The organism is Thioalkalivibrio sp. ALJ12, assembly GCF_000378305.1.
In the GTDB taxonomy this organism is placed as follows: domain Bacteria; phylum Pseudomonadota; class Gammaproteobacteria; order Ectothiorhodospirales; family Ectothiorhodospiraceae; genus Thioalkalivibrio.
The window spans coordinates 550,640-575,292 of the sequence record NZ_KB899538.1 but is presented as its reverse complement, the minus strand read 5'-3'; the positions used below and the strand labels follow the sequence as shown (position 1 = coordinate 575,292).

General features: G+C 67.3%; 26 protein-coding genes. 14 read left to right on the top strand and 12 right to left on the bottom strand.

Features of this window, described 5'->3' with window-relative positions:
* The first annotated feature begins 129 nt into the window (after window positions 1–129).
* Window positions 130–2,343, top strand: a complete 2,214-nt coding sequence (gene uvrD / locus F467_RS0102760; RefSeq protein WP_018139836.1) for a DNA helicase II — start codon at window positions 130–132, stop codon at window positions 2,341–2,343.
* 46 nt (window positions 2,344–2,389) lie between these two features.
* Here the strand turns inward: uvrD and F467_RS0102755 are convergent, their stop codons facing one another.
* Window positions 2,390–2,920 (bottom strand): DsrE family protein, encoded by a 531-nt coding sequence (locus F467_RS0102755; RefSeq protein ID WP_038049811.1) that lies wholly within the window; start codon window positions 2,918–2,920, stop codon window positions 2,390–2,392.
* 160 nt (window positions 2,921–3,080) lie between these two features.
* Here F467_RS0102755 and rpsT point away from each other — a divergent pair, with 160 nt between their 5' ends.
* The gene (gene rpsT / locus F467_RS0102750) at window positions 3,081–3,350 is read left to right on the top strand and encodes a 30S ribosomal protein S20 (protein ID WP_018863226.1); all 270 of its coding nucleotides are present in this window, start codon (window positions 3,081–3,083) and stop codon (window positions 3,348–3,350) included.
* A gap of 133 nt (window positions 3,351–3,483) precedes the next feature.
* Here rpsT and ggt read toward each other — a convergent pair whose 3' ends face one another.
* From ggt to coaD, 3 genes are read right to left on the bottom strand one after another with little or no spacing between them, the layout of a single operon-like run.
* Entirely contained in the window at window positions 3,484–5,187 is a 1,704-nt protein-coding gene (ggt, locus tag F467_RS0102745) for a gamma-glutamyltransferase (RefSeq protein WP_018139833.1), read from the bottom strand.
* A gap of 2 nt (window positions 5,188–5,189) precedes the next feature.
* Window positions 5,190–5,438, bottom strand: coding sequence for a YfhL family 4Fe-4S dicluster ferredoxin (locus tag F467_RS0102740; RefSeq protein ID WP_012981508.1), 249 nt, complete (start codon window positions 5,436–5,438; stop codon window positions 5,190–5,192).
* Window positions 5,439–5,471: 33 nt separating this feature from the next.
* Window positions 5,472–5,963: a pantetheine-phosphate adenylyltransferase gene (coaD, locus tag F467_RS0102735; RefSeq protein WP_018139832.1), complete on the bottom strand. Its 492-nt coding sequence runs from the start codon at window positions 5,961–5,963 to the stop codon at window positions 5,472–5,474.
* 142 nt (window positions 5,964–6,105) lie between these two features.
* Between coaD and F467_RS0102730 the strand changes: the two genes are divergently transcribed.
* Window positions 6,106–6,333, top strand: a complete 228-nt coding sequence (locus F467_RS0102730) for a hypothetical protein (protein WP_018139831.1) — start codon at window positions 6,106–6,108, stop codon at window positions 6,331–6,333.
* 11 nt (window positions 6,334–6,344) lie between these two features.
* On the opposite strand, the gene F467_RS0102725 is transcribed toward F467_RS0102730, so the two are convergent.
* From F467_RS0102725 to F467_RS0102715, 3 genes are all read right to left on the bottom strand, one after another.
* A complete protein-coding gene (locus tag F467_RS0102725) occupies window positions 6,345–7,373 on the bottom strand; it encodes a PA2778 family cysteine peptidase (RefSeq protein ID WP_038038486.1) in 1,029 nt (342 codons plus the stop codon).
* Window positions 7,374–7,380: 7 nt separating this feature from the next.
* Window positions 7,381–7,800 (bottom strand): PA2779 family protein, encoded by a 420-nt coding sequence (locus F467_RS0102720; protein WP_018139829.1) that lies wholly within the window; start codon window positions 7,798–7,800, stop codon window positions 7,381–7,383.
* Between the two features lie 169 nt (window positions 7,801–7,969).
* Window positions 7,970–8,407 carry a hypothetical protein gene (locus F467_RS0102715; protein WP_018139828.1) on the bottom strand — a complete coding sequence of 146 codons (438 nt, stop codon included), beginning with the start codon at window positions 8,405–8,407 and terminating at the stop codon, window positions 7,970–7,972.
* Between the two features lie 156 nt (window positions 8,408–8,563).
* Here F467_RS0102715 and F467_RS13320 point away from each other — a divergent pair, with 156 nt between their 5' ends.
* Entirely contained in the window at window positions 8,564–8,827 is a 264-nt protein-coding gene (locus F467_RS13320) for a GDCCVxC domain-containing (seleno)protein (protein WP_081601236.1), read from the top strand.
* On the opposite strand, the gene F467_RS0102710 is transcribed toward F467_RS13320, so the two are convergent.
* Window positions 8,814–10,079, bottom strand: a complete 1,266-nt coding sequence (locus F467_RS0102710; protein WP_018139827.1) for a 6-phosphofructokinase — start codon at window positions 10,077–10,079, stop codon at window positions 8,814–8,816. The two genes, F467_RS13320 and F467_RS0102710, sit on opposite strands and share 14 nt — an antisense overlap.
* A 220-nt stretch (window positions 10,080–10,299) precedes the next feature.
* Between F467_RS0102710 and F467_RS0102705 the strand changes: the two genes are divergently transcribed.
* The 4 genes from F467_RS0102705 to F467_RS0102690 all read left to right on the top strand — a co-directional run bounded on the left by F467_RS0102705 (window position 10,300) and on the right by F467_RS0102690 (window position 14,763).
* A complete protein-coding gene (locus F467_RS0102705) occupies window positions 10,300–11,313 on the top strand; it encodes a class 1 fructose-bisphosphatase (RefSeq protein WP_018139826.1) in 1,014 nt (337 codons plus the stop codon).
* Between the two features lie 158 nt (window positions 11,314–11,471).
* Entirely contained in the window at window positions 11,472–12,443 is a 972-nt protein-coding gene (locus F467_RS0102700) for a chromate resistance protein ChrB domain-containing protein (protein ID WP_018139825.1), read from the top strand.
* On the top strand, window positions 12,440–13,792 hold the full coding sequence (gene chrA / locus F467_RS0102695) for a chromate efflux transporter (protein ID WP_018139824.1): 1,353 nt from the start codon (window positions 12,440–12,442) through the stop codon (window positions 13,790–13,792). The genes F467_RS0102700 and chrA overlap by 4 nt, the downstream gene beginning before the upstream one ends.
* Before the next feature lie 11 nt (window positions 13,793–13,803).
* Window positions 13,804–14,763 (top strand): MBL fold metallo-hydrolase, encoded by a 960-nt coding sequence (locus F467_RS0102690; protein ID WP_018139823.1) that lies wholly within the window; start codon window positions 13,804–13,806, stop codon window positions 14,761–14,763.
* Window positions 14,764–14,825: 62 nt separating this feature from the next.
* Here the strand turns inward: F467_RS0102690 and F467_RS0102685 are convergent, their stop codons facing one another.
* Window positions 14,826–15,821, bottom strand: coding sequence for a 2-hydroxyacid dehydrogenase (locus tag F467_RS0102685; protein WP_018139822.1), 996 nt, complete (start codon window positions 15,819–15,821; stop codon window positions 14,826–14,828).
* Window positions 15,822–15,980: 159 nt separating this feature from the next.
* On the opposite strand from F467_RS0102685, the gene F467_RS0102680 reads away from it, so the two are divergent.
* Genes F467_RS0102680 through F467_RS0102655 form a run of 6 tightly spaced genes read left to right on the top strand, consistent with a single transcriptional unit; the run spans window position 15,981 to window position 21,023 of the window.
* Window positions 15,981–17,093, top strand: a complete 1,113-nt coding sequence (locus tag F467_RS0102680) for a sulfite reductase subunit A (RefSeq protein WP_018139821.1) — start codon at window positions 15,981–15,983, stop codon at window positions 17,091–17,093.
* Window positions 17,090–17,563 (top strand): cyclic nucleotide-binding domain-containing protein, encoded by a 474-nt coding sequence (locus F467_RS0102675; protein WP_018139820.1) that lies wholly within the window; start codon window positions 17,090–17,092, stop codon window positions 17,561–17,563. The genes F467_RS0102680 and F467_RS0102675 overlap by 4 nt, the downstream gene beginning before the upstream one ends.
* Window positions 17,553–18,428: an FAD/NAD(P)-binding protein gene (locus tag F467_RS0102670; RefSeq protein ID WP_018139819.1), complete on the top strand. Its 876-nt coding sequence runs from the start codon at window positions 17,553–17,555 to the stop codon at window positions 18,426–18,428. The genes F467_RS0102675 and F467_RS0102670 overlap by 11 nt, the downstream gene beginning before the upstream one ends.
* Complete coding sequence (locus tag F467_RS0102665; protein ID WP_018139818.1) at window positions 18,425–19,213, top strand: oxidoreductase; 789 nt, start codon at window positions 18,425–18,427, stop codon at window positions 19,211–19,213. Before F467_RS0102670 ends, F467_RS0102665 begins: the two co-directional genes overlap by 4 nt.
* Window positions 19,210–20,508 carry a Ni/Fe hydrogenase subunit alpha gene (locus F467_RS0102660; RefSeq protein WP_018139817.1) on the top strand — a complete coding sequence of 433 codons (1,299 nt, stop codon included), beginning with the start codon at window positions 19,210–19,212 and terminating at the stop codon, window positions 20,506–20,508. The genes F467_RS0102665 and F467_RS0102660 overlap by 4 nt, the downstream gene beginning before the upstream one ends.
* Before the next feature lie 8 nt (window positions 20,509–20,516).
* Window positions 20,517–21,023, top strand: coding sequence for a hydrogenase maturation protease (locus F467_RS0102655; RefSeq protein WP_018139816.1), 507 nt, complete (start codon window positions 20,517–20,519; stop codon window positions 21,021–21,023).
* A 120-nt stretch (window positions 21,024–21,143) separates the two neighbouring features.
* On the opposite strand, the gene F467_RS0102650 is transcribed toward F467_RS0102655, so the two are convergent.
* The 3 genes from F467_RS0102650 to gdhA form a co-directional block, all read right to left on the bottom strand.
* Window positions 21,144–22,154, bottom strand: a complete 1,011-nt coding sequence (locus tag F467_RS0102650) for an MBL fold metallo-hydrolase (RefSeq protein WP_018139815.1) — start codon at window positions 22,152–22,154, stop codon at window positions 21,144–21,146.
* A gap of 358 nt (window positions 22,155–22,512) precedes the next feature.
* Entirely contained in the window at window positions 22,513–22,929 is a 417-nt protein-coding gene (locus tag F467_RS0102645) for a CBS domain-containing protein (RefSeq protein ID WP_018139814.1), read from the bottom strand.
* Between the two features lie 270 nt (window positions 22,930–23,199).
* Complete coding sequence (gdhA, locus tag F467_RS0102640; protein ID WP_018139813.1) at window positions 23,200–24,549, bottom strand: NADP-specific glutamate dehydrogenase; 1,350 nt, start codon at window positions 24,547–24,549, stop codon at window positions 23,200–23,202.
* Window positions 24,550–24,653 lie beyond the last annotated feature (104 nt).

The following is a 24,653-nucleotide window of genomic DNA, read 5'->3' as shown; positions in this document are numbered from 1 at the left end:
CTCGGCTGCGAGGTTCCCCGCGCGGGGCCGATGAGGACTTTGCCCGAGAGTAGCGCGTTTGCGCGGCGGAAGGCACACGCCCCGCGTGCACAACGTGCGATTCCGGCCGGGTTTCCCTACCATTCGCGCATGGATGTCTCCCCCCTGCTCGATTCCCTGAACCCGGCCCAGCGCGAGGCCGTGGCGGCCCCGCCACAACCGCTGCTGGTGCTGGCCGGCGCCGGCTCCGGCAAGACCCGCGTGCTGGTGCACCGTATCGCCTGGCTGATCGGTGTGGAGGGCGTGGCCCCGCACAGCCTGCTGGCGGTTACCTTCACCAACAAGGCGGCGGCCGAGATGCGCGGGCGCATCGAGGCGCTGCTGGGGCACCCGGCGACCGGGCTGTGGGTCGGCACCTTCCACGGGCTGGCCCACCGTCTGCTGCGCCAGCACTGGCAGGACGCGCGGCTGCCGCAGGGCTTCCAGATCCTCGACTCCGACGACCAGCTGCGCATGGTCAAGCGTGTGCTGCGCGGCCTGGAGCTGGACGAGGCGCGCTGGCCGCCGAAACAGGCGCAGTGGTACATCAATGCGCGAAAGGACGAGGGCTCGCGCCCGGAACACCTGCCGGATACCGGCGACCCGGTCGCCCGCCAGTGGGTGCGCGTCTACACCACCTACCAGCAGGCCTGCGAGCGTGCCGGGGTGGTGGATTTCGCCGAACTGATGCTGCGCTCGCTGGAGTTGCTGCGCGACAACAAGGCGCTGCTGGAGCACTACCGCACGCGCTTTCGCCATGTGCTGGTCGACGAGTTCCAGGACACCAACGACATCCAGTACGCCTGGCTGCGCCTGCTGGCCGGCGACAGCCCCGTGTTCGCGGTCGGCGACGACGACCAGTCCATCTACGGCTGGCGCGGCGCGAAGATCGAGAACATCCAGCACTTCCAGCAGGACTACCCGGGCACCCAGGTCGTGCGCCTGGAGCAGAACTACCGCTCCAGCGCCAACATCCTGAACGCCGCCAACGCACTGATCCGCCACAACTCCGGGCGTCTCGGCAAGGAGCTTTGGACCGAGGACAAGGAAGGCGCCCCGGTGCGCCTGTACACCGCGCTGAACGAGCAGGAAGAAGCGCGCTTCATCGCCGAGACCATCGCCCGCCATGTGGACCAGGGCGGGCTGCATCGCGAGTGCGCGGTGCTGTATCGCTCCAACGCCCAGTCGCGTGTGCTGGAGGAGACCTTCATCGGTCGGCGTATGCCCTACCGGGTCTACGGCGGCCTGCGCTTCTTCGAGCGCCAGGAGATCCGCGACGCCCTGGCCTACCTGCGCCTGGCCGGCAACGGCGATGACGACGCCGCCTTCCTGCGCGTGGTCAATCAGCCGCCGCGCGGGATCGGCGAAAAGACTCTGGAGGGCCTGCGCGGGGCGGCCCAGGCGGCGGACACCAGCCTGCTGAAGGCGGCTGTCCATGCGGTCGACGCCGACGCGCTACCCGGCCGCGCGCGCAACGCGGTCGCCGGCTTCATCCAGCTGATCCACAGCCTGCAGCAGGAGCTGCCGCGCCAGCCGCTGGCCGATCAGGTGGAACAGGCGATCGAGCGCGCGCAGCTGCGCGAGCACTACAAGAAGGAGAAGGGCGAGCGCGGCGAGGCGCGCCTGGAGAACCTGGACGAACTGGTAGGCGCGGCGCGCGCCTTCGACATGGAGCCCACCGCCGAGAGCGAGGAAGGCGAAGGCAACCGCCTGACCGAGTTCCTCGCCCACGCCGCGCTGGAGGCCGGCGAGGGCGCAGCCGACCCGCACGAGGACGCGGTGCAGATGATGACCCTGCACTCCGCCAAGGGCCTCGAGTTCCCGCTGGTCTTCCTGACCGGCCTGGAAGAGGGCCTGTTCCCCAACTCGCGCTCGCTGGAGGAGCCGGGGCGACTGGAGGAGGAGCGCCGCCTGGCCTACGTCGGCATGACCCGCGCGGAGCAGGAGCTGTACCTGATCCACGCCGAGACCCGGCGCCTGTACGGGCGCGAGTCCTACAACGTTGCCTCGCGCTTTATCAACGAGATCCCGGAAGAGGCCCTGGAGGTGCTGCGCCCGCAGGCCTCGCCGTTTGGTGCGGGGCGCTTTGCCGCCAGCCGCCAGCGCACCGCGGGCTTTGGGTCGCTGGATACCTCAGATGCCGCGGCCCGCGACAATGGTCTGTCGATCGGGGCCCGCGTGCACCATGCGAAATTCGGCGAGGGCCTGATCACCCAGTTCGAGGGCTCGGGCAACTCGGCACGGGTGCAGGTGAACTTCGCCCACGCGGGTTCCAAATGGCTGGTACTCGGATTCGCCAAGCTCGAGGTCCTGGGCCAGCACTAAAAAGCCCCGCCGAGGCGGGGCTTGAGACTGCCGGCAGCGGCGCCGGTTACTCGATCTTGATGTAGGCGAATCCCTTCTCGTTCTGCAGCTCGGCGATACGTACCACGCCCGAGGGCACCATCTCGACGTTGTCGTACACCAGGTCTTCGTCGAGATTGATCTGACTACGAGTGATCTCGCACAGCTCCAGTTTCACTCCGTGAGAACTGACCAGGCTGGACAGGCGACCACGCAGCTCATCGCGCTGCTCCTGGAGCTCCTCATCAGCCTCGAAGGGCGAGCCGTCGAGGTCGTCATCGGTCAGGAAACGGATGCCGTGTGCGACGAACACGATGCGCACATCCACGTCCATGAACTCGTCCTGGTAGTGCGTCATCATATTGTTGATGCTGGTCAGCATCGCAGAGAAACGCCGGGGATCGGCGAAATCGGCGTGATATACCACCTTGGCCTCGGGCTCCATGGCCTCGGCACGGGGCGTGAACGCCAACGCGGCGAACAGCAGACCCGTCAGCATCAGGGCCATCGCAAAACCGGGCAGGCGTGCCATTCGAACGGCGCGGGGGAGCGGAAACATCGTGGTTCTCCTTGTGGGGTTGTCGTGCCTTATACAGTAGACGCCACGACCCCGCGACGCCATCCAGAACCCCAGCGGCACAAGGTTGACGCGAACCGGGGCCAGCGGTATGCTCTGCCGCCTTTTCCAGAACCTAGCGCATCAACGCGAGGGAAGTACTTTGGCGAATATTGCTTCTGCCCGTAAACGGGCCCGTCAGGCGGTCAAAAATCGCGCTCACAACGTGGCGCTTCGCTCCCGTTTCCGTACGGCCATGAAGGCCGTACTGAAGCCGCTGCAGCAGGGCGATGCCCAGGCAGCCAGCGAGGCCTACAAGAAGGCCGTGCCGGTCATCGACGCGACCGTGAGCAAGGGGCTGATCCACCGGAACAAGGCGGCGCGCCACAAGAGCCGCCTGAACGCCCGCATCCGCGACCTGGCCCAGGGCTAAATGCCCCGGCCGTTCGGGGCCCAGCCCCGAACGGGATTGCCTGCCAAGCCGCGCCCGGACATGATCCGGGCGCGGCTTTTTGCGTGGCTCGCTTCAGGAAAACATGGCAGCTGGGCGCGAACCGCGAACTTGGTTACTCGGAGAGCACGCGGGCGCCGCCCTCGCCACGCGGGTCGGAGGCTGCCTCCAGCCGCCCTTCCCCGCGCTCCCACAGGATCGCCTGCATGTCGCCGAAGGGGCGCACCTGAGGCACCAGGCGGTGGCCGCGCGACACCAGTTGCCCGCGCGTTTCCATATCGAATGCACTGGTCTCGTGTTCCACGCGATCCGGCAGGTACTGGTGGTGATAGCGCGGCTGCTCCACGATCGCCTCCGCATCCAGGCCCTCCACCACACCCAGGATGCCGTGCAGCACCATGGTGATGATGCGGCTGCCGCCCGGGGTGCCCAGGATCGCCACGCGATCATCGGTCTCGACAAAGGTCGGGCTCATGCTCGACAAGGGCCGCCGATACGGGGCAATCGCATTCGCCTCAAAACCGATCAGCCCGTAGGCATTGGGCTCGCCCGGCTTGGCCGAGAAGTCGTCCATCTCGTTGTTCAGCAGGACCCCGGTGCCGGGCACCACATAGCCGGAGCCGAACGGGTAGTTCAACGTCAGCGTGGCGGCCACGCGGTTACCGTCGGCGTCGATCACGGAGAAATGCGTCGTCTCCGGGCTCTCGGTGGCCTGCGCCGGGTCCGGGACATCCGCCTGCGGGTCCACCGATAGCGGCAGGTAGCGGCTGGGCGTGGCCTCGTCCGGGTGGATGGTCGCGCGCAACCCTGCCGCGTAGTCGCGCGACAACAACCGCTCCAGCGGCATGTCGACATGGTCCGGATCGCCCAGGTACTCGGCACGATCACGGTAGGCGCGGCGCATCGCCTCGATGGTCAGATGCGCGCGCAGGTCCGGGGCCAGCTCTTCGAGGTCGTAGAACGAGAGGATGTTCAGGATCTGCCCCAGGGCGACGCCGCCCGAGGACGGCGGCGAGGCCGTGGTAATCCGTGCACCCCGATATTCGATGTGGATCGGGTCGCGCTCGACGGCCTCGTAGCCCTCAAGGTCTTCCAGCGTCCAGATGCCGCCGGCCTCGCGCACCCCTTCGACCAGGCGCCCGGCCAGGGCGCCGGTATAGAAACCGTCGCGACCCTCTTCGGCCAAGAGACGCAGGGTGTCGGCCAGATCCGGCTGCACCAGGCGCATGCCCGCGTCGGGCACGCCGCCGTTGTCGAGGAAAATCTGCGCCGCATCGGCGCCATCCCGCAGCGCCTGGTGGCGGAAGCTGGCCATCTGGTTGTAACGGCTGCCCACCTCGACCCCGTCCTCGGCCAGGCGGATGGCCGGCTCCAGCGCATCGCCAAGCGGGAGGCTGCCGTAGTGGCGGGACAGGTGGTCGATCCCGGCGGGCATGCCGGGGATCCCGGCGGCGAGGACCCCGTCGAGCGAAAGACCCTCGACCACCTCGCCATCGTCGTCCAGGTACATGTCGCGATGCGCCTCGCCCGGAGCGGTCTCGCGGGCGTCCAGCATCACGCTGCGATCATTCGCCGCGTCGTAGAGCAGAAAGAACCCACCGCCGCCGAGGCCGGAACCATAGGGCTCGGCCACACCCAGGGCCGCTGTTACAGCGACGGCGGCATCGAACGCGTTGCCCCCGGCGGCGAGGATACGCTCGCCCGCCGCAGTGGCCTCCGGGTGGGCGGAGGCCACTGCCCCCTGGCCGGGCCCCTCGGCCTGAACGGGTGCCGCCAGCAGGGTGGCAGCCAGGGCGGCGGGGAGCAAGCGCGCGAGCATCGTTACGCGCCCATCAGCTTCTCGTACTTCGCCTGTAGCTGCTCGCGTGTTTCCTTGCGGTCAGGGTCCAGCGGGATGCAATCGACCGGGCAGACATCCTGGCACTGCGGTTCGTCGTAATGCCCGACGCACTCGGTGCAGCGCTCCGGGTCGATCTCGTAGATCTCGTCACCGGGATAGATGGCCTCGTTCGGGCACTCGGGCTCGCAGACATCGCAGTTGATGCATTCGTCGGTGATCATCAGAGCCATGGGGTTGTCCTCGTATCCAGTCGCAGGGCCCGGCTAGCGGGTCTCGCCGTTTTGTTCGGCCAGCATGCGCGCCACGCCGGGGCTCACGAATTTTGAGACGTCACCGCCCAAACGGGCGATTTCCCGTACCAGACTGGAGGAGACAAAGCTGTATTCCTCCGCCGGCGTCAGGAACAGCGTTTCGACCTCGGGGGCCAGCTGACGGTTCATGGCCGCCAGCTGAAATTCGTGCTCGAAATCGGATACCGCGCGCAGGCCGCGCAGGATCACGTTGGCCCCCTGGGCATGAACGAACTTGGCCAGCAGCACGTTGAAGCCCTGAACCTCGACCCCGTCGATCCCCTTCACTGCCTCTTCGGCCAGCGCGACGCGCGTCTCCAGCGGAAAGGCTGGCCCCTTGTTCGGGTTGGCGGCCACCGCGATCACCACACGATCGAACAGACGCGCGGCTCGGCGCACGATATCCGTGTGCCCGTGGGTGATTGGGTCGAAGGTGCCGGGGTAGATCGCAGTGACTTGGGACATGCCAACAGCCAGCAGGGAACAAGGCCCGTATTAGACCGCAAGGGGTGGGGGCAAACCAAACACCCCCACCCGGGCATGTTCGGAAATCGCCGGGCCAGGCTTTACACTGCCCCGTCTCGTCCACCGCCGCCAAGGGCTACCGATGACCGATGACTACCGTCCGCCGCTCGCCGATTACTGGGACCAGCTCGAGGCCCGCTACGGGGGCGGGTTCAACTTCCACCAGATCTCGCGCGAGGAACTGGCGCAACTGGTCGAGCACCTGCGCCACGCCGTGAAGGAAGACCCGCAAGTCACGGACGTCGAGAAACAGAACCTCGGGCTGGTCCTCAAGCACGCCGAACAGACCCTGGAGAAGCGCAAGGCCTGACGGGCCGCCCGCTACTCCTGCGGCGCGCGTGCTTCCAGCGCCGCGGGGCAGGGCGGAAGGGCGCGACACTGATCGCCGTCGTCAGGCGCCCCGGCCGCCGCCCCCAGGGTAGGCGCATAGCTCCCGGGACCGGCCAGTTCACCCGCGCAACTGGCAGCCTCGCGGGCCTGCTCGCCGCACTGGCGGGCAATCAGCACATGGGCCAGGTTGTTCCAGCCCTCGTGCCGTTGCGGGTCCCGTTCGATCAACTGGCGCAGCGTGTCCTCCGCCGTTAGCAGGTCGCCCTGGGCGAAGGCCACATTCGCCCGCCCGACATAGCCGATCGGGTGTTCCGGCCAGCGCTCCATCGCGGTCTGATATCCCGTGGCGGCCGGGCCCAGACGCCCCACCTGCTCCAGTTCGTTCACGGCACGCAGCCAGCGCAGCGGCTCGGCCGTGGCCGGCAGCTGATCCGGCTCGGTCACCAGGAAGGCCCAGCGATCGCCGCGCGCCCAGGTGCGCTCGAAGCGGGCGAACGAATTCACGTGGCGCTCGATAGGCCCGCTGCGCAGATACACCTCGCGCTCCTCCAGGTCGTAACCCATCACCACGGCAAAGTGCCATTCGGGGAACATCGCGACCCCGAGGTTCTGGAACACCACCACCGGGTTACCCTCGGCCACCTCGCGCAGGATGGACTCCAGCTGTGGCTCGACGCGGTAGGCGACCAGGTCACGGGCACGCGCGGCGGCACGCATCTCGGCCTGCAGACTGCCCTCGCGAGCCGGGATGTAGACCTCGTCGATCAGTTCTTCCAGCGAGGCGTCGATCCCGCGCGCACCCAGCACCGTGGCCAGCGCCGCCGGACCACACTGGTAATCCTCCTGCGGGAAGAACGGGGTGTCTTCCAGCTCCACGCGGGTCGGGATGTCTTCCGGGACCTGACTGGAGAGCTGCGCGCTCTGTGGCGCCGTGGCGCAGCCACTAAGCCAGAGCACGGCCAACAGGCCGCAAACGAGCGCGGCGAGCCCGGAGGCTCGCCGCCAGTACGCAGGTGTCATGAGAGACCTAGCGTTCGCGGGCGGGGCCAACGAACGAGAAGATGTCGGTCACGCCGACCGCGTCCAGAATCACGAGCACGACGAACACGATGGCAACCACGCCGACCACGCCGGCGGCACCGGCCGGATCGGTTTCCATGCGGGCCTCGAGGTGGGCCAGCTCTTCAGGGGTCAGGCGGGCGACGCGCTCCTGGGCCCGGTCGGGGTCCACGCCCATCTCGACCAGCTTCTCGCGAACGGCCTGATCATCCAGCTGTTTGAGCAGCTGAGCGCGGGTGTCATCCGCGCTGGCCTGCTGGATCATGGAGCCGGTGTCCAGCATTCCCGCACCGGCAAAGGCCGGGGTCGCGGGCAGCAGGGCCAGCGCCATTGCGATCAGGAAAGCGGCCGGGGCGGACAACCAACGACGATGCGGTGCGTGGGACATGGTCGAACTCCTTTTTCGATTGAACAGGGCCGGCAATCCGCCGGGGTGACACCACTTAAGTGTACCCGCCGGCACCTGCTCGCCAAGCCCCGGGCCGCTCATTTTTTCGCGCCCGGTCACGCTATCAAGCCCCGGTCAGGGAAACGCGGACCACGAAACGCGAGCTGGCTCAACTCTCTTCGGGCGGATCGACCTTTTCGATCTCGTACTCGAGCACTTCGACCGAACGCGCCCAGGCCCCGCCGCAGACGCTGTCGTCACGCGTGCGCTCACGCATGTCGCCCGGCGCAATCGTGCCGAAGCGACGCACCGTGGTGCGTACGTCATCGTCGAGCTCGCCGGGGCAGGTGTAGGCCGTCTTGGTCACGGTTACATCGACGTAGTCATCGCTCTCGTTCACGACGCGCCACTCACCGCGGACGTTGTCGCAGCCATGATCGCGCAGCCGGTATTCGACCTTGATATCGTCGGGCGAACCGTCGGCCGCCAGCCAGTAAGCACCTTGGGCCGACACCGTGCCCGGGGCGGCGAAAGCCCCCATCAAGGCGACGGCCGCAAAGCCCGCCAGCGTCCGGTTCAGGGTTTGGCTCTTCATGATCTCCTCCACAGTCTCTGGACTTCGGCTGGCCCTCTTGCGTGGCCTTTATCACAGATTAGACGCCCGGCTTGCACTGGCTACTCCGTTTCCGGGTAGCACACGGGGTTTTTCCGCCCACAGGCGCCTTGTACATTGCCCATCATGCCGCCTTCGCCTGAAACGCAGATGAATGAAGTCGTCCTGGAGTCGACCCTGACCTGCCCCGAATGCGGGCACGAGAAAGCGGAAACCATGCCTACCGATGCCTGCCAGTGGTTCTACGAGTGCACCGGCTGCGGTGCCCTGCTGAGGCCGTTTCCGGGCGATTGCTGCGTCTTCTGTTCCTACGGAACCGTGCCCTGCCCACCCATCCAGCAAGAAGGCCCCGGCGGCTGCTGCGGGCCGAACAAAGCACCCGAGCAGCAGGCAGGCGACACTAGTCGGTGTTGACCTCGTACGGCGGGCAGCGCTTGGGCAAGAGCTCGCCGCGGATGCGCGGGTAGCAGGGCAGGCCGCGCTCGAACGGCGGAGCGTCCTCGCCCTGGATCAGCGGGCGCAGGTAGTCGCGTGCGTCCTGAGTAATGCCGTAGCCATCCGGGGTGATGTAGTTGCGCGGCATGCCCTGCTCGATATCGGCGACGGTCTCCAGCGGGGTAAAGCCGATGCTCCAGCGATAGGGCTTGCTGGAGTCACGCCGGATGATCGGCATGAAGGCATCCTCGCCGGCGACCACCCCCTCCACCGCCGCGCGGCCACAGGCATAGGCCTGCTCCACGTCCACCTTCGACGCGATATGGCGCGCGGCACGCTGGATGTAGTCCACCACCGCCCAGTGCAGCTTGTGCCCGGTCTTTTCGCGGATCAGCTCGGCAAGGCGCGGGGCGGCACCGCCGAGCTGGGTGTAGGCATAGACATCGTGGCTCTGCGCGACCGAGAACAAGCCACCGTCGGGATTCTTCAGCCCCTCGGAAACGACCACCACGCAATACCCGTGACGTTCGATGGTGCGGTTCAGATGATCCAGGAAGTCGTCCTGATCGAACGGGACCTCGGCGAACAGGATCAGCATCGGCGGCTGGCCGTCGAACTCCTGCGCCAGCGCCGCCGCGGCCGCCAGCCAGCCAGCATGGCGCCCCATCACCTCCATCACGAACACCTTGGTGGAACTGGTGTGCATGGACTCGACGTCCAGGCTGGCCTCGCGCACCACGGTGGCGATGAACTTGGCGGCGGAACCAAAGCCCGGGCTGGAGTCGGTCACGGCAAGGTCGTTGTCGATCGTCTTGGGCACGCCAATCGCCTTGATCGGAAAGCCCATGCGCTCGCCCATCTTCGCGATCTTCAAGGCGGTATCCATGGAGCCGCCACCGCCGTTGTAGAAGAAGGTGCCGATGTCATGGGCGCGGAAGACTTCGACCAGGCGCTCGTATTGTTGCGGGTCCTTGTCGGGGTCACCCAGATCGAAGCGGCAGGAACCGAACGCACCGCCCGGCGTATGGCGCAGGGCGGCCAGGGTCAGCGGGTCCTCGTGGTCGAGGTCGATGATCTCTTCGCGCAGGACGCCCAGGATGCCGTCGCGCGCCGCATAGATCTTGCCGAAATGGGCCGGGTGGGCGCGGACCGCCTCAATTACCCCCCAGGCGCTGGCGTTAATGACAGCGGTGACCCCGCCCGACTGGGCGTACAGCGCGTTCTGGGGCATGCGAATCCTCCATGTTTTTGTTGGACCCCGAAGGCCGAGCAAGCACAGTGCCAGGCCGGTCACGCCACGATCAGTGCTGCGGATCGGCCCCTCCGGGTGCTTTTGCTACACTATGCCGCCTTTGACACCCGGCGCGCCGGGGCCGTTCGCCCCGCGACGGGGCTGCTGTGCCCCATTTCGCGCCGTGTCGCCCGATTCACAACAGCATCAGGATTGCATCATGCATATCGGCACCACTCTGACCAACTGCATCATCGAAACCCAGCGCGGCATCCAGGGCGCAACCGGCGAATTCACCGGTCTGCTGAACGACATCTCCGTGGCGTGCAAGAAGATCTCCGACCTCGTCGACAAGGGTGATCTGGTCGGCGTGCTCGGCTCCGCCGGCTCCGAGAACGTGCAGGGCGAGACGCAGAAGAAGCTCGACATCATCACCAACGAGGTGTTCATCGAGAGCCTGAGCCACAACGGCCACGCCGCCGGCCTGGCCTCCGAGGAGATGGACGAGATCTGCGAGATGCCGGCCAACGAGCCGCGCGGCCACTACCTGGTCCTGTTCGATCCGCTGGACGGCTCCTCGAACATCGACGTGAACGTCTCCGTCGGCACGATCTTCTCCATCCTGAAGGCCCCGGAAGGCGTCACCGATCCCAAGACCGAGGACTTCCTGCAGCCGGGCACCAAGCAGGTCGCCGCCGGCTACTGCCTGTACGGCCCGTCCACCATGATGGTGATGACCACCGGCCAGGGCGTGAAGATGTTCACCCTGGACAAGGACTTCGGCGAGTTCCTGCTGACCAAGGACAGCGTGCAGATCCCGGAAGACACCCAGGAGTTCGCGATCAACATGTCCAACAGCCGCTTCTGGGAGGCCCCGGTCAAGCGCTACATCGACGAATGCCTGGCCGGCAAGGAAGGCGAGCGCGGCAAGGACTTCAACATGCGTTGGGTAGCCTCCATGGTCGCCGAGGTGCACCGCATCCTGTGCCGCGGCGGGGTGTTCATGTACCCGATGGATACGAAGATGCAGGCCAAGGGCACGACCGGCAAGCTGCGCCTGATGTACGAGGCCAACCCGATGAGCTTCATCGTCGAACAGGCCGGCGGTGCCGCCACCACCGGGCGCGAGCGCATCATGGACATCAGCCCCGAGGGCATCCACCAGCGCGTGCCGGTGGTCCTGGGCGCGAAGAACGAAGTGGAGCGCATCACCGGCTACCACAACGAGGGCTGATCCCTACGCCCTTTGCAGTCAGTTAGACGCTGGCGCGAGCGCGGACGCGCGATCAAGTCAGCGCCTTCCAAGAGGCCCGGCCCCGCAAGGCGCCGGGCTTTCTTGTGCCCGGAAGCCATTGGTTGTAACGGACGTTACGTTACTGCTATACCTGTAACATGGATTTTCCGGATACCGACTGGCAACTGCTCATCCTCGCCTTTCAGAGTGGGCAGAACTCGACCCGGGTTCGGCTCTGGCGCGCGCTGAAGGCGCTGGGCGCCGCTACGCTGCGCGACGGGGTCTACTTGCTGCCCAATCGCTCGGATCTGCGCGACGCTCTGCTGGAACTGGCGGAATCCGCCCGGGCGGCGGGCAACCAGGCCTACCACCTGCCGGTGGCGGCCAGCGCCGAGGAGCAGGCGCATTACCGCAGCCTGTTCGACCGCGAGGCCGAGTACCGCACGCTGCAGACCAGCGCCGAAACCCTCCTGGGCCAGCTGCCTGGGCTGGGCGAGGCCGAACTGCTCAAGCGCCTGCGCCAGGTCCATCGCGAGGCGGAGCAGCTGCGCCGCACGGACTACTTCCCGGGCCCCGGACGCGGGCCACTGGAGGCCCAGCTGGCCCGGCTCGAATCCGCGGCCCAGTCGATGCTTTCGCCGGACGAACCTTCACCCGCACCGGATTCCGGAATCCCCCGGCTGGACTTGGCGGACTACCGGGGCCGGCTGTGGGCCACGCGCGCGGCCATGTGGGTGGACCGGGTCGCCAGTGCCTGGCTGATCCGCGAATTCATCGACCCGGAAGCCCGCTTCGTCTGGATTCCCACCCCGGCCGACTGCCCGACCGAGGCCCTGGGCTTCGACTTCGACGGGGCCGCCTTCACCCACGTCGGCGACCGCGTCACGTTCGAGGTACTGCTGGCCGCCTTCGGCCTGGAGCGCGACAGCGGTCTGGCCGGGCTCGCCGAGATGGTGCATTTCCTGGATGTCGGGGGCCGCCCCATCCCCGAGGCGGCGGGCTTCGAAAGCATCCTGACCGGGGCCAAACAGCAGTGCACGGACGACGATGCCCTGCTGGCCCGGGTAACACCGGTGCTGCACGACCTCCGCCAGGCCTTTGAGCAACAATCCGGACGCGACCCCAGATGACCGATCCCCGACACTCCTCGGCACAACGACCCGACCCGCCCACTCGGGCCGAGGCCTTTCGCTACTGGCTGAAGCTCGGCTTCATCAGTTTTGGCGGTGCCGCCGGGCAGATCGGGATGATGCACGAGGAACTGGTGGAGCGCCGACGCTGGGTCTCCGAGAACCGCTTTCTGCATGCGCTGAACTACACGATGGTGCTGCCGGGGCCCGAGGCGCAGCAGCTGGCGACCTATCTCGGCTGGCTGCTGCACGGCACCTTCGGCGGCCTGATGGCCGGGCTGCTGTTTATCCTGCCTTCGCTGTTCCTGATGATCGGTTTGTCCTGGGTGTACCTGGCCTTTGGCGATGTACCGGCGGTGGAGGCCGTGTTCTATGGCATCAAGCCGGCGGTGGTCGCGATCATCGTCTACGCGGGCTGGCGCATCGGCGGACGGGTACTCAACAATGGCCTGCTGTGGTTGATGGCGATCGCGGCCTTCCTGGCCATCTTCGCGCTCAATATCCCGTTTCCGTACATCATCATTGCCGCCGGCATCCTCGGCTGGCTGGGCAGCCGTGTGTGGCCGGAGCGCTTTCGTGGCGGCGAATCCCACGGTGAGGGCGCCCACGAGGCCCGCGGCCCGGCGGTGGTGGACGACGACACGCCGCCCGCCCCCTGGATGCAGTTTCGCTGGCTGCGGGTCGTCCGATTTCTGGTGGTGGGTCTGGGCCTGTGGGCCGCCGTATTCGGCGCGTTGCTCGCGGTGTTCGGCTGGGACGCCACGCTGACCCGAATGGGGCAGTTCTTCACCCAGACCGCGCTGGTCACCTTCGGCGGGGCGTATGCGGTACTGCCCTATGTCTATCAGGGCGGGGTGGAGACCTATGGCTGGCTGAGCCCGACGCAGATGATCGACGGGATCGCGCTGGGCGAGGGCACGCCCGGGCCGCTCATCATGGTGGTCACCTTTGTTGGCTTCATCGGTGGCTGGACGCAGGCCTTTCTCGGGCCGGATCAAGTCGTTCTGGCCGCCCTGCTGGGTGCGCTGGTCGCGACCTTCTTTACCTTCCTGCCGTCGTTCCTGTTCATCCTGGTCGGCGCACCGCTGGTCGAGCGCACCCGCGGGGACCTGCACTTTACCGGGCCGCTGACGGGCATCACCGCTGCGGTGGTCGGGGTGATCGTCAATCTCGCGGTCTTCTTTACCTGGCACGTCTTGTGGCCGGACGGATTCGAGGGGGCCTTCGAATGGTTCTCCGCGCTGCTGGGCATCGCTGCCTTTATCGCCCTTGCCCGCTTTCGGGTCGGGATCATCCCGCTGATCGCTGTCTGTGCCGCCCTCGGTGCGGGGTATCAGCTTCTGCTCTAGGAGTACCTGACATGCTGAAACAAGGACGAAAAGGGGGCCTGTCGGTCCTGGCCCTGGCGGCATTCGCGCTGGGTCCGGCTCTTGCGGCCAGCGAGACCCCGGTCCTGCCAGAACCCGAGGCCGTCTCGGATCATGCCCATGCCTGGATCGGGCCGTACGGCGGGCCGGACACCGAGAACCAGGGGTTTCGCATGAACCTCGGCTACGTGGTCGGCGAAGATGCTGTGGCCGTGATCGATTCCGGCCATACCCCGGAGATGGCCAAAGAGATGCTGGAGCATATCCGCGCCACGACGGACAAGCCGGTGCGCTACATGATCAACACCAACTCACAGCCGCACCGCTTCATGGGCAATGACGTCTTCCGCGAGGCGGGAGCCGACATCCTGGCCGCTCCCGAGGCCATCGACCGCATGCAGGGCAGCGCCTCGATGTTCGCCATGCAGCTCGAGAACGCGCTCGATCGGCCGGAAGGCTCCGCCGAACATCCCGAACCACCGAACGTGATGGTCGAAGATCGCGAGGAACTGGACCTGGGCGGTGTCACGCTGACGGTTCGTCATGTGGGCAGCGCCCACACCCACGGCAGCCTGATCGCGGTGGTCGAGCCCGACAACGTCGTGTTTGCCGGCGACGTTCTCTACGGCGGCCGTCTGCTGGCCATCCTGCCCGACGGCAGCATGGAGGGCTGGCTGGAGGCCTACGAACTCCTGCAGGATGAGTACGCAGATGCGAAATTCATCCCGGGCCACGGGAAACCGGGCGCACTGTCGACCTTCGACCACGCAACCCACGATTACCTGCGCGCGCTGTGGGACCACATGTTTGAGGCGGCGGACATGGGCACCGACATGCAATCGGCCATCCGCTCCTTCGATGCTTCGCCCTGGCAGGACCTGGCCGATTTCGACGACCTGGCGCCACGCAACGCGAATCTGGCCTACCAAGAGGCCGAAAGCGCCTTGTTCTAGAAAAGCGTGGAAGTCGACTCGCCCCGGGGTGTTTGTGAATCCCGGGGCGAGCCGCAGTCGAATCAGACGACGCGGCCTTCGGGCTGCGCGTCCGGATCCCGGTGCAGGGTGGTCAGGTTGGCCACGGTGGTGTCGGCGATGTTGGTAAGCGCCTCGTGGGTCAGGAATGCCTGGTGGCCGGTGACCAGCACATCGTCGCGCTGCATCAGCCGCGCCAGACGCCGGTCCGGCAGACCGGCCAGCGACCAGTCGTGGAAGAACAGCCCCGCCTCGGCCTCGTAGACGTCCAGCGCAAATCCGCCCAGCTGACCCGAGTCCAGCGCGACCTCGGCGGCATTGGTATCCACCAGCGCCCCGCGCGCTGTATTGATCAGAAAGGCCCCGCGCGGCATCCGCGCCAGGGTGTCGGCATTGATCATGTGCCGGTTCTCCGGCGTCATCGGACAGCTCAGGCTCAGCACCCAGGACTCGGCCAGCAGCGTATCCAGGTCCCGATACTCCACCCCCGCCGCCTGCAGTTCCGCATTCGGGTAGGGGTCGTGCGCGAGGACGCGGCAGCCAAAGCCGAGCATGATCCGCGCGAAGGCCTGGCCGATGCGTCCAGTGCCGACCACCCCCACGGTGCGCCCGACGAGATCGAAGCCCGTCAGGTGGTCAAGGCGAAAATCGCCGCGCCGAGTCCGGTCCCAGGCCCGGTGCACCTGACGGTTCAGGGTCATCAGCAGGGCGACCGCATGCTCCGCGATCGCGTTCGGCGAGTAGGCCGGCACCCGCCCCACGCGCACCCCGCGCTCGCGGGCCCGCGCGACATCCAGGTTGTCGTAGCCGGAGCAGCGCAGCGCCACCACATGGACACCCTGGTCCGCCAGCCCGTCGATCACCCGCCGGTGCAGGTCGTCGTTGGTGAACACGCAGACCGCATCCGCGCCCCGCGCCAGGTGCACCGTCTCCGCAGTCAGGCGCTCGGCGTACACCACCGGCACCATTCCGGCGGACACCAGAGCGGGTACCAGGGACTCGCGATCATGCTGCTGGATACTAAAGACGGCGACCTTCATCGGTTCTCCCGGGTGTTGTCTGGATTCCGTCCCAGCATAACCGGGAAGGGGCCCCTTCGGGATGGATCACGATCCAGGGTTGGCGCACTATAATTTCAGCCACGGTCGCCCATCGAACGAAGGTCGATGCAGGTTGCGGCGAGCGTTCGAGGATGACCCATGCACGTGATCGCACCACAAGTCGTGGATACGCTGATCCGCCTGCTGGCCGGCGACGGCTACGAGGTGGTGGGTCCGACGCGGCGCGACGGGGCGATCGTCTACGATCGCGTGCACGGTCTCGACGACCTGCCGGCGGGCTGGACCGACGAGCACGCCCCCGGCCACTACCGCCTGCGCGCGCGTGACGACGCGGCCCTGTTCGGCTATGTGGTCGGGCCGCACTCCTGGAAGAAGTACCTGTTCCCGCCCGAGGAGACCCTGTTCCGGCTGACCCGCCAGCCGGACGGCAGCTTCGTGACCGAGCCGGGCAAATCCGACGTTCCGCCGCGCGCGTTCATCGGCATGCGCGCCTGCGAGCTGGCGGCGATCGAGGTGCAGGACCGGGTATTCCTCGGCCAGGCGGTGCAGGATCGCGGCTATGCGGCGCGGCGCCAGGATGTGTTCATGGTCGCGGCCCACTGCGCGGAACCCGGCGGCACTTGCTTCTGCGCCTCGATGGACACCGGGCCGCGCGCGCGGGAGGGCTTCGACCTGGCCCTGACCGAGGTGATCGACGGCGCCACGCACTTCCTGGTCGTCGAGGCCGGGAGCGAGGCGGGACGCGCGATGTTCGAGCGGCTGGAACCGCGCCCCGCCAGCGCTGCCGAACAGGCGGCGGCCGAACGCGTCTGGGCCGAGGCCCCAGACAAGATGGGCCGGCAGATGCCCGGCGACGCGCGCGAGGTGCTGAACCGAGCCTTCGAGCACCCGCGCTGGGAGGAGACGGCCGAGCGCTGCCTGTCCTGCTCCAACTGTACGCTGGTCTGCCCCACCTGCTTCTGCTCGCAGGTCGAGGAGGTGCCCGATCTGGAGGGCCAGCGCACCGAGCGCGTGCGGCGCTGGGATTCCTGTTTCAACCAGGAGCACTCGCACCTGGTCGGCGGGCCGCACCGCGACTCGGTGGCCGCGCGCTACCGCCAGTGGATCACCCACAAGCTGGCCACCTGGCACGACCAGTTCGGCACTTCCGGCTGCGTCGGCTGCGGACGCTGCATCACCTGGTGCCCGGTGGGGATCGACATCACCGAGGAGGTGACCGCGGTGCGCCGTGATGCGGGGGACTCGCCATGAAGGAACTGCTGGCCATCCTCGAACAGCAGCCGTTCTTCGAGGACTTCGACCCGATGCATCTGCGCCTGCTGGCGGCCTGCGCCGCGAAGCTCAGCTACCCGGCGGACACGCGGCTGATGCGCGACCACGAGCCGACGGAGACCTTCTGGCTGATCCGCGAGGGCCAGGTCGCGCTGGAGAGCCCGCTGCGCGAAGGCTGCGTGACCTTTCAGACCCTGGGGCCCGGGGACATCCTCGGCTGGTCGTGGCTGCTGCCGCCGTATCGTGCCAGTTACGACGCCCGCGCCCTGACCGAGCTGCATACCCTGCGCTTTGATGCCGGCGTGCTGCGCGAACACATGGAGGCCGATCCGGCCTTCGGCTACATGCTGATGAAACACTTCTCCGCGCTGATCGTGCAGCGGCTGCAGGCCGCGCGATTGCAGGCGCTGGACATCTACAGCCACGGAGGGCCCGGGCATGGCACCTGAGACCCTGCAGCCCCGCACCGACAGCGCCCTGCCGGAACAGGCGATGGCGCCGCAGCCCTGGCGCATCCGTTCGGTGCGGCCGGATGTCGCCAGCAACGAGGTGTTCAGCTGGACGCTGTACCCCGAACCGGGGGTGGAGCCGGGGCCGCTGCCGACCCCCGGGCAGTTCAACATGCTCTACCTGTTCGGCGTGGGCGAGGTGCCGATCTCGGTGTCCGCGATCACCGCGGACGGCGGCATCGTGCACACCACCCGCGCGGTGGGTAGCGTGACCCGCACGATGCAGGATCTGGGGCCTGGCGCGGTGGTCGGCCTGCGCGGCCCGTTCGGTACCGCGTGGCCGGTGGAGCAGGCCCGAGGCCGCGACCTGGTGCTGGTTGCCGGCGGCATCGGTCTGGCCCCGCTGCGGCCGGTGATCCATGCGGCGCTCGAACGGCGCGCGGACTTCGGCCGGGTGGTGGTCTGCTACGGCGCGCGTGCCCCGGGGGACATGATCTTCCGCGACGAGCTGGATGCCTGGGCCGCGCGCGGCGACTTCGACCTGCGCGTGACGGTGGATCGCGCCACCGCGGCCTGGCGTGGCGATGTCGGCGTGGTCACGCAGCTGATCGACCGCGGCGGCTTCGACCGACGAAACACGGTCGCGATGGTCTGCGGCCCGGAGGTGATGATGCGCTTCGCCGCCGCCTCGCTGGAGCGCCGCGGCCTGAAGCCGGAGGACATCTACGTCTCCATGGAGCGCAACATGCGCTGTGCGGTGGGCTTTTGCGGGCACTGCCAGATCGGGTCGCAGTTCGTCTGCCGCGACGGACCCGTGTTTCCCTACCCGGTGATGGAGCCGGCCTTCCGGATACGCGAGCTATGAGACGGGAACAACCCACCCTGGCGGTGTTCAAGTTCGCCTCCTGCGATGGCTGCCAACTCTCGCTGCTCGACTGCGAGGACGAGCTGCTGGCGGTGACCGACCGGATTCAGCTCGCACACTTTCCCGAGGCCACGCGCACTCGCATCGACGGGCCCTGGGACCTGACGCTGGTGGAGGGCTCGATCACCACGCCGGAGGCGGCCAAGGAGATCCGCGAGATCCGCCGGGCCTCGAAGTTCCTGGTGACCATCGGCGCCTGCGCCACCACCGGCGGCATCCAGGCCCTGCGCAATTTCGCGGACGTCGAGGAATTTACCCGCCAGGTCTACGCCCACCCGGAATACATCGAGACCCTGGCCACCTCGGATGCGATCAGCCAGCACGTGCCGGTGGACTTCGAACTACGCGGCTGCCCGATCGACAAGTACCAGCTGCTGGAGGTCATCAGCGCGTTCCTCTACGGCCGTCGCCCGCAGGTCTCCAGCGCCAGCGTCTGCGAGGAGTGCAAGCGGGCGGGGCAGGTCTGCGTGATGGTCGCCCACGGCACGCCGTGCCTCGGCCCGGTCACCCACGCCGGTTGCGGCGCGCTGTGCCCCGGCTGTCACCGCGGCTGCTACGGCTGCTTCGGCCCCAAGGAGACGCCCAACGCGCCCGGCCTGTCCGGGCAGCTGGAGGCCCTCGGCATGGAGCGCGCCACCCGCGTGCGCTTCTACCGCACCTTCAATGCCGGCGCCGACGCCTTCCGCGAGGAGAGCGAGCGCGAAGAATCAGGAAACGGACCATGAGCGAGACCCGCACCATCGAAGTCGACTACCTCGCCCGCGTGGAGGGCGAGGGCGCGATGTACGTGCGCACCGAGGGCGACCGCGTGGAGGAGGTGAAGCTGTCGATCTTCGAGGCCCCGCGCTTCTTCGAGGGCTTCCTGCGCGGGCGCGACTTCCGCGAGGCCCCGGACATCACCGCGCGCATCTGCGGCATCTGCCCGATCGCCTACCAGCTGGGCGCCTCGCTGGCGATGGAGGACGTCTGCGGCGTGACCGTGGACGGCGTGCTGCAGGACCTGCGCCGGCTGGCCTACTGCGGCGAATGGATCGAGAGCCACGCCCTGCATGTGTTCATGCTCCACCTGCCGGACTTCCTTGGCTATCCCGACGCGGTCACCGCCGCGAAGGACCACCCCGACATGGTGCGCAACGGCCTGCGCATCAAGAAGATCGGCAACTCCATCCTGCGCCTTTTGGGCGGGCGCGAGATCCACCCGGTCAACCTGCGGGTGGGCGGCTTTTACCGCACCCCGACCCCGGACGAGGTACGCGGCCTGCGCGACGAACTCGCCTGGGGCCTGGAGGCTGCCGGCGAGGTCGCCGAATTCCTCGCCACCCTCGACTACCCGAACCTGGAGCGCGACTACGAGTTCGTGTCGCTGGTGCACCCGGACGAATACCCGATCACCCACGGCCGGCTCGGCTCCGGCAGCGGTCTGGACGCCGCCATCCGCGACTACGACGACGTCTTCACCGAGGAACACGTCGCCCACTCCAACGCCCTGCACAGCCACCGCTCCGACAGCGGCGAACCGGTGTTCATGGGTCCGCTGGCGCGCTTCGCGCTGAACCGCGAGCGCCTCACCCCGCGCGCCGCCGAACTGGCCGAACGCGCCGGGCTGGGCGCGGCCTGCCGCAACCCGTTCCGCAGCATCCAGGTGCGCATGATCGAGATCGTGCTCGCCTTCGAGGAGGCCCTGCGCCTGGTCGACGGCTACCGGGCCGCGCCGGCCGAACCCGCGCTGCCGGTCACCCCGCGTGCCGGCACCGGCTTCGCCGCCACCGAGGCCCCGCGCGGCATCTGCTACCACCGCTACAGCATCGACGAAGCCGGCCTCATCACCGACGCCAAGATCGTCCCGCCCACCTCGGTCAACCAGCCCACCATCGAGGCCGACCTGCGCGAACTGGTGCAGACCCACCTCCACCTGCCGGACGACGAACTGCGCCACCACTGCGAGGTCGCCATCCGCAACTACGACCCCTGCATCTCCTGCGCCACCCACTTCCTCGACCTCACCGTCGAGCGCCAGTGAGCGGGGGCATGGATCGCGCGCACAAGGGGCCGCTGGTCATCGGCATCGGCAACCCCTGGCGCGGCGACGACGGCATCGGCCACGCGGTGGTGGACGCGCTGGTCGACACCCCGGGCCTCGCCACCGCGAAAAGCCACGGCGAACCCGCCGAACTGATGGAGCTGTGGCAGGGCCATGATCCGGTGATCCTCGTGGACGCCATCGTCACCGGCGCCGCCCCCGGCACACTCCACCGCCTGGACGCCCGCGAGCCGCTGCCGCGCGGCGCCCGCTACTCCTCCCACGGCATCGGCCTCGCCGAGGCCGTCGAATTGGCCCGCTCCCTGGGCGAGCTGCCGGACACCCTCATCGTCCACGGCATCGAACCGACGTACCTCAAGGACGCCGCCGATCTCTCGCACGAGGTCCGCGAGTCCATTGCCTCAGCCGTCTCCCGAATCACCGACGACCTCGCGGCGGCCATGCACGGGCAACCTCCGTGCACCAACAGAGCAGGGTCACAGCACTCGAACTGATTGAACGTGCTGGCGAAAGACGCGATATGGAGACCGCTCAGGACCTTGGAGGGCCGGCTATGGTGGCCAAATGGCGGGTCAAGGTGACCTGCCGGCGACAGTCTGGAGCCCGGGGCGCTGTCAGCGTCCCTCGAACGCGGCGAGGATTTCGGCCTCCAGCAGGGATTCATCGCCGCTGTGGCGAGGGGAGAAGTGGAACGGGATGACCCGCCGCGCACCGGCCTCGCGGGCCAGCTGACCCGCCTGACGCGCGGTCAGATGGGCCGTGGTGGCGGCACGCTGTCCCGCGGCGTGGAGGAACGGGGCCTCGATGTAGAACAGGTCCGCGTCCCGGGCCAGTTCCACAATGGCGCGGCGGTTGGCCTCGTGGAAGGCGACATCGGTCACGTAGACGATCTTCTGCCCGCGAGTCTCTTGCAGTACCTCCCGGCGCAGGCGCCCGAGCGGGAGTTCGCGCCGGTGCTCGCCGTGGCGGTCGTGCCAGGCGACCTCCACCAGGGTGTCGTCCGCCGCCTGCTCCCGCACCAGGCGCTTCAGGTGCGCGAGCCACGGACCGGTCGGCAGGCCGAGGGCCTCGAGTCGGTTGCGCCAGACGTTGATGTGGGTCTTCTCCTCCAGCACAAAACCGAGACAGGGGATGCCGTGATCCAGGTGCACCGCACGGATGCGGAAGCCGGGTTCGTCGAGCAGTACGCCATCGTCGGGTGCCGGCGGAGTGGCGTCCTCGCGGCGAAAGCTGTCGCCGGAACGAAACCGTGCGCGGGCATGGCGACCATCGGCGCCGAACTCGGTTACCTCGAACACCAGTTCGGTCGCGTAGTGGTGCAGCAGATTCCAGGTGTAACCCTGCAGGTGGTGGCCGGCACGTTCGATCAGACCCGGCGGTCCGTACAGCCGCAGGTGCGCATCGCGGCCCAGTAGCAGCCGTAACAGGGTGTCGAAGCCGATGAAATGGTCCATATGGGCATGCGAGACGAACACGTCCGACAGGCGCAGGACCCGGCGCGGAGGCAGGCGACTCATCTCGCCAAGGTCGAACAACAGCGCGCGGCGCTGGAACAGGCAGTCGATATAGAGCGCCGGGTCGCCGCAGGGTCCGTTGACCAGATGGGGGTGGAACAGTGGCGTCACCAGCGAACCCCCTCGCGAATGGCCCCGACATGGCCTTCGGGGCCTTTTGCTCCAGTGTCGCAGGAACCGCTAACCGGACGAACCGGGGTTGGAGTTCGGCAACCGGCTGAACGGGGACGAGAATGCACAGCCACGACGACGTTCAGGCGCTTGGAGGCGCGGTTTCGGCGTTGCAATGGGGCTCCACGATGCCCTGCGAACGAGAGGCCGGACCCGGGCTCACGGGCCTGGCAGGCGGTAGCCCAAGAGGATCCGCCAGCACAACGGAACCGCAGCATCGGGCGCGCCCGTTTTCGTCAACAACGGGCGGCCGGGCGCCTGCTGGCAATGGCTTGTGGGGTTGGCACCCCAGGTTTCCCTAATGGTGTGCGGAAACCGCAGCCGCAAACTCGCCGCAAAGCTCGTGGGTGGCCGAGTGGGAAATGTCTCCGAGGGACAGCATGCCCACCATCCGCTTGTCCTTGTTCATAACCGGCAGACGGCGGATCTGGCGCTCTTCCATAAGGTGTACGGCGTGTTCGAGGTCATCGTCCTCGAAGCAGTAGATGACCCCCGCTGTCATGACATCACGCGCCGTTAGGGACGCCATCTCTTTGCCCTCGGCGATGCCACGGCAGACGATGTCGCGATCGGTCAGCATGCCGATCAGGCGATCGTTCTCGCCAATCGGGACTGCGCCAATATCCTTCTCGCGCAGGAGCTTTGCGATTTCGATGATGGACGTGTCCGGAGCGCACCACTCCACTCCGCGGTGCATGGCTGATTTGATGTCCATGGCCCTGACCTCGCTGTATGAGTAATTACTCTTGTATAGCTAAGGCTTAGGGCACTGGCCAGGCGAATAATTTCATCATGCGGGCGAAGCGGAGGAATGGGCTCCGAACGACGAGGTCGATTGAGAAGGCCACAGCCATTCGACCGAGGACGGACCCGGGGGAGACACTGAATTAATCGCGCGTGCCCGCTCGGACGGCTCGGCGCACCCCTCACGACCGCAACAGGACTCCGCGGCGTGAAGCCCCGGGCGGTACTGGCATTCCCTGGCTCAGATGTGACCCAGCGCCTCCATGGCGCGCGCCACCTTGACGAAACCGGCGATGTTGGCACCCACCGTGTAGTTGCCGGGTGCGCCGTACTCCTCGGCCGTCTCGTAGCAGGTCCGGTGGATGTTGGACATGATCTCCTGCAGGCGGGCCTCGGTGTGTTCGAAGGTCCACGAATCCCGGCTGGCGTTTTGCTGCATCTCCAGGGCGCTGGTGGCCACACCGCCGGCGTTGGCCGCCTTGCCGGGCCCGAAGGCTATTCCGGCCTCGCGGAAGGTCTGAATGCCCTCCGGCGTGACCGGCATGTTGGCGCCCTCGGCCACCGCAATGCAGCCGTTCTCGACCAGCGTCTTGGCATTCTTGCCGGTCAGTTCGTTCTGCGTGGCACAGGGCAGGGCCACTTCGCAGGGGATATCCCAGATACAGCCGTTCTCGGTGTACTTCGCGCTCTTCTTGCGCTCGGCATAAGCACTGATCGGGCCACGCTCGCGTTCCTTGATCTGGCGGACCAGCTCCAGGTCCAGACCGTTCTCATCGAGCAGCACCCCACGCGAGTCGGAACAGGCAACCACCCGGGCGCCCAGTTGCTGGGCCTTCTGGGTCGCATAGATGGCCACGTTGCCGGCCCCGGAGATCACCATGCGTTTGCCGTCCAGCGAGTCATTGCGGGCCTTGAGCATGTCCTCGGTGAAGAATACGGCCCCGTAGCCGGTGGCCTCGGTGCGAGCACGGCTGCCGCCCCAGTCCAGACCCTTGCCGGTGAATACGCCGGACTCGAAGCGGTTGGTCAGGCGCTTGTACTGCCCGAACATGTAGCCAACCTCGCGCTGGCCCACACCGATGTCGCCCGCGGGGACGTCTGTGTATTCGCCCAGGTGGCGGTACATCTCGGTCATCAGGCTCTGGCAAAAGCGCATGATCTCCGCGTCGGAGCGGCCCTTGGGGTCGAAGTCGCTGCCACCCTTGCCGCCACCGATCGGCAGTCCGGACAGGGCATTCTTGAACACCTGCGAGAAGCCCAGAAACTTGATGATCCCCAGGTATACCGACGGGTGAAAACGAATGCCTCCCTTGTACGGCCCCAGGGCACTGTTGAACTGCACGCGGAACGCACGATTGATGTGCAGCTCGCCGCGGTCGTCCTGCCAGGGGACACGAAAGATGATCTGGCGCTCGGGCTCGCAGATCCGCTGAATGATCTTCAGCTCGGCGAATTCCGGGTACTTCACCAGGACCGGGCCCAGCGTATCCAGCACGCCGTGTACCGACTGGTGGAACTCCGTCTCGCCCGGGTTGCGGTGCAGGACTTCCTGATAAATGGGTTCAAGCTTCTCGTCGAGACTTCCGTTCATTGGGTCGTATCCTGATGGTCAGATTCACACGAATTTAGGCGCGGAGCAGCAGGAAAACAATCCCGACCGCCCCATGCCGGGGCTGCGCGGCTGTCGCGCCACCC